Consider the following 3,427-nt stretch of genomic DNA (forward strand, 5'->3'; position numbering starts at 1 on the left):
AGACCGGGGGCAACACGCTTGGCTTTCCGCTGACTTCGGGACGTCGTCAGGCGGGCGTGGCACCGCTCCTGCGGCGCTTCATCACCACGAGCAGACCCGCGCCGCCGACGAGGGCGACGCCGCCGACGATCGCGTAGGTCACCGCCGACGAGTCGCTGCCGCCGGTCTCGGCGAGGTTCTGGGAGGGCTTGGGCTTGGCCGGGAGCTTCACCGGGGGAACGGGGCGTACATCGGGGTTGGCCGGGCCCTTGGTGCCGGGGGCGACCAGGTTGAGGACGTAGAAGTCGCTGGCCGAGAAGTAGTCGGGGCTCTCCTGGTTGCTGGAGCCGACGCCGGCGAGGAACGCGATTGTCTCACCGAGGGGCGCGTTGGCGGTGAAGGCCAGCCGCACCGGGATCTGAAGGCCCTCGTCCTTCTCCAGCACGAGGGGGATAATGGCCTCGGGGTCCTCGGGGTCCTGAGCCGCGAGCCAGCCGATCGCCGCGGTCGCGCCGGCCTCGTCCGCCTCAGTGTCGATCATCTCCACCTTGGTCCACGCGTCGGAACCGGGGAGCTTGGCTTCGAGCACGATGTGCGACGCGCGGAGCGGGGTGTCGGTCGCGACGTTGCCGAGCGACACGAACGGGATGAATTCGAGCTTCTTGCCTGTGGTGTTCTTGACGTTCACCGTGATCTCGACGGCCTTGCCGCCGACGACGACGTCGCCGGGCAGGCCGGTGAACGACACGGCCGGGCCGTTGCCCTTGTCCGGGTTCGGGATCTGCTCCGCCGCCCCCGGGTTGGTCGGCTGTGCGGCGGTTGTCACTCCCGGCTGGGCCGCCGCAGTCGTGGGCGTACCGGTCACCGCGGCCGTTTCCGCCTTCTTGTCCGCCGTCGCCGACGCCGAGGTCGAGACGGAGGCGGACGCCGACGCAGAGGGCGACGCGGAAACCGAGGCGGATGCCGACGGCGACGCGGATGCGGTCGGGGTCTCCGCGGCGAAGGCGACCGGGGCGGCGAAGAGGGCCGCGGATGAGGTGAGGGCCGTGACGGCAGTCACGGCGAGGCTGCGACGCAGCGTCATCTGTGGATTTCCTCGATGATTTCGGGGACGTCTGACAAAGTCGCAAAGTCGATAAAGCTCCGGGACTTTGCATTACCGGTAATTCGGCGCGCGAGTACAGGCCGACGTAACGGGTGGCATGAAGTTCGCAATGCCGGACAAAGAAAGCGCGCGAGGGCACATACGACGAGCCCGCTTCGCGCCCGTATTACTGGAGTTCGGCCGCGGTCGACTGCCGGATCAGGCCGGGTCGACCTCGGATCAACCTCGGATCACCGAAACAGCGAAGTCCTGAGACGGCATGACGGGACGACGAAGCTGGTCGTGGGCATGTCTGAGATCCCCCGCACGAAAAGAAGGGCCCTACCCCCCGGTATTGAAGTGGGCCGGGTCGAGTTTATCGAATTCCCGGCACAAGGCAATACGGAGGCGTAGGTTCCGCGATTTGTTCGCTTTCGGACCGCCCGAGATCCATTCCGTGAGGAAACGGTTACCAAATGCAGTCCGGCTGCACGCGGCGTTGATGCGTGCCAGGCTGGTCGGGTATGCGCCGTGATTCCGCATACGAGACCGGGGCTGTCGGCATTGGTTCGTGATCACGCGTGGCCGCCGGCAACCGATCGTCACCGATTCGAAGGCGGGGCGACACCATGAGCGTCAAGCCCATTCCCGAGGACTACCCGCGCGTCACTCCGTACCTCTGCTGCGACGGCGCCGCCGCGGCGATCGACTTCTACACGGACGTCCTGGGCGCGACGGAACGCATGCGCATGCCGGCGCCCGGCGACAAGATCGGGCACGCCGAGCTCGCGTTCGGCAACTCCGTGGTCATGCTCGCGGACGAGTTCCCCGACATGGGGTTCCGCAGCCCGAAGTCCGTCGGCGGCACCCCGATGACGCTGCACGTCTACGTCGAGGACGTCGACGCCGTCTTCGCCAAGGCACTCCAGAAAGGCGCCACCGAACTCGACGCGGTCAAGGACCAGTTCTACGGCGACCGCACCGGCCAGTTCGAAGACCCCTTCGGCCACCGCTGGAACGTCGCATCGCACGTCGAGGACGTCCCGGAGGAGGAGATGGCGAAGCGGGCCAAGGAGGCCATGCAGGGCGGTGAGTGAGGCCACCCAGAGCAGAACGCGCCGGTCGCCGGGAGTGAACCGGCGGCTCGCAGTGGTTCGACCCTCGTCTCCTGGTGACGGCAACCCGACCCTGAGCCGCCGGTGCGGCAGCGAACCGAATGTCCGCTTAGCCCCATAAAAAGGTGATTCGACGGACGATGCGGCTCCCACCGAAGTCGCGAATTCCTCCCACCGTGTGGCCGGCCGGCCACCTACCGTTTTCGGCGAACACCACTCCGACGGGTTGGCTGTGGCGCAGAATGGTTGCGGCCTGTGGAGCGACGACGCCTCCTTGACTCGGCGTGCGCGGCCCGGAGGCCGGCNCCGTTTTCGGCGAACACCACTCCGACGGGTTGGCTGTGGCGCAGAATGGTTGCGGCCTGTGGAGCGACGACGCCTCCTTGACTCGGCGTGCGCGGCCCGGAGGCCGGCTGGTGGGGACCAGCCCGGGAGGTCGAGGCCGGAAAACGTCGGCATCCCGGCAGGTGACGGACGCGTGTGATCACGCATATGTGGGGGCCTGTGCATGAGCGAAGCGGCTTCGTCCGGCGTCGACGGGGTGTGGCGACCGTACGACGAAGAACCGCTGATCACCGGGGAGATGCTGGCAGGCCTCAAGGACTGCGGTGACAGGGTCCGCGGACGTCTCCTGACCTACCTCGACGCGGTGGCCGCGCACCGGGCTCCACCGGTCCACACGTCTGTCGCCTTCAACGCCGTGTACTTCGGCTACGACGTCCATGTCGGCGGATATGTCGGAGGCCCCTTTGATCTCGGCGACTTCGAGTCCGTCGCGCTCGGCGACCGCAGTGAAGCGCTCCCGGTCGGCGCGATGGTCAACATCCGTACGGGAGGCGACCTGCTGCCCGCGGAGGTCGTCTACAAGGAGGGCTGTCACCCGCTCATCGGCGAGTTCGGCGAGACCCCCGCCTGGTTGTCCGGGGCACCGGCGGGAGTTCGAAACCCGGGGTGCCTGCTCCCGGATCCCCTTCCCGTACTTCGCGAACGCTTGGTCCTCGACCCGTCCGCGTTCGGGCGAGGTGTTGCGCCGAGCTCTGCTCGTCTCCAACGGCTTCGGCGGCTCAAACGGATCGACGACTTCGGCCATCTCGTCGTCGAGTCCGTATACGCGTCCGAAGACGCGGACCTGAGCGACGCCGACTACTACGCACGCTACTTGGTGACCCGAGCTCGGGCTCGACTGACTGTGAGGATGTGGATGGCGCCGCTCGGGGGTCTGACTCTCCGACTGACTGACGCTTCGGCT

At 67.4% G+C, this 3,427-nt stretch carries 2 protein-coding genes and 1 pseudogene; 2 read left to right on the top strand and 1 reads right to left on the bottom strand.

Annotated elements, in window-relative coordinates:
• Positions 1 to 46 precede the first annotated feature (46 nt).
• Positions 47 to 1,063 (bottom strand): LPXTG cell wall anchor domain-containing protein, encoded by a 1,017-nt coding sequence (locus ACRX5W_RS15035; protein WP_436788609.1) that lies wholly within the window; start codon positions 1,061 to 1,063, stop codon positions 47 to 49.
• A gap of 629 nt (positions 1,064 to 1,692) precedes the next feature.
• On the opposite strand from ACRX5W_RS15035, the gene ACRX5W_RS15040 reads away from it, so the two are divergent.
• On the top strand, positions 1,693 to 2,160 hold the full coding sequence (locus ACRX5W_RS15040) for a VOC family protein (RefSeq protein WP_436788610.1): 468 nt from the start codon (positions 1,693 to 1,695) through the stop codon (positions 2,158 to 2,160).
• Between the two features lie 526 nt (positions 2,161 to 2,686).
• Positions 2,687 to 3,427, top strand: a pseudogene (locus ACRX5W_RS15045) (hypothetical protein); the annotation flags it as partial.

The sequence above is a fragment of the Yinghuangia sp. YIM S10712 genome (assembly GCF_051388935.1).
In the GTDB taxonomy this organism is placed as follows: domain Bacteria; phylum Actinomycetota; class Actinomycetes; order Streptomycetales; family Streptomycetaceae; genus Yinghuangia.